This is a genomic window from Mesorhizobium sp. M1A.F.Ca.IN.020.06.1.1 (assembly GCF_004023265.1).
GTDB lineage: Bacteria > Pseudomonadota > Alphaproteobacteria > Rhizobiales > Rhizobiaceae > Mesorhizobium.
In genome coordinates this window covers 1-569 of record NZ_RZSR01001699.1, presented here as the reverse complement: position 1 = coordinate 569, position 569 = coordinate 1, and the positions used below count along the sequence as shown (strand labels likewise).

General features: G+C 58.2%; 2 protein-coding genes. Both read right to left on the bottom strand.

What is annotated here, in order from left to right:
* Positions 1-312 (bottom strand): type II toxin-antitoxin system VapC family toxin (locus tag EOA60_RS36435; protein ID WP_128312801.1); only part of this gene is annotated, 312 nt, incomplete at its 3' end.
* Positions 290-559, bottom strand: coding sequence for an AbrB/MazE/SpoVT family DNA-binding domain-containing protein (locus EOA60_RS36430; RefSeq protein WP_067319466.1), 270 nt, complete (start codon positions 557-559; stop codon positions 290-292). The genes EOA60_RS36430 and EOA60_RS36435, both read right to left, overlap by 23 nt.
* Between the last annotated feature and the right edge of the window lie 10 nt (positions 560-569).

Sequence of the window (569 nt, the reverse complement as noted above, 5' to 3'; positions counted from 1 at the left end):
AATAAAAAAACCCGGAAAGGCCCCCTCGCGAACACCGCCGGCCCGCCGATAACGGGAATGTGCCACCCCAGCCAAGAATGCGGCTTCCCAGGGCAAAAACTCGCGATCCATTTCAAGCCTCTCGGCTGCTTTCCTCAGCATTGCTTCGGAAGCAACCAGGGGAGCAAGCTCGGACCAGACGATGCTGTTGATGACCAACGCGCCATCGCGTCGGCAGGAGATAATCGCGGACGAAGACCATTCCGTCAGCGGCCCAGCCGGACCCCAGACGTCAATGAGCACGTTGGTGTCAATCAACGTCGAGATTTTCACGTGGTCCCCTCAACCACTCCATGTACTCGTCCGTCGTCATGCCGCCCAAATCCAGCGTCCCCTCCATCTTGCCGAGGACCTCTTTGAATTTGCGGGCAGCTTCCTCCTCCGAAATGTTTTCGTTGACGGCGACAAGCCGGGCGCCCTCGTCAGTAGCCACGAACTGGACCTCCGAACCCGGGCCTATGCCCAAGTGGTCCCTTATTTGTTTGGGGATCGTGACTTGCCCTTTGGTGGTCACACGCATGGTAATACTC

Bases quoted from the DNA above. Each gene is read 5' to 3' on its own strand.
- EOA60_RS36430 (WP_067319466.1), bottom strand. From the start codon at position 559: ATGCGTGTGACCACCAAAGGGCAAGTCACGATCCCCAAACAAATAAGG.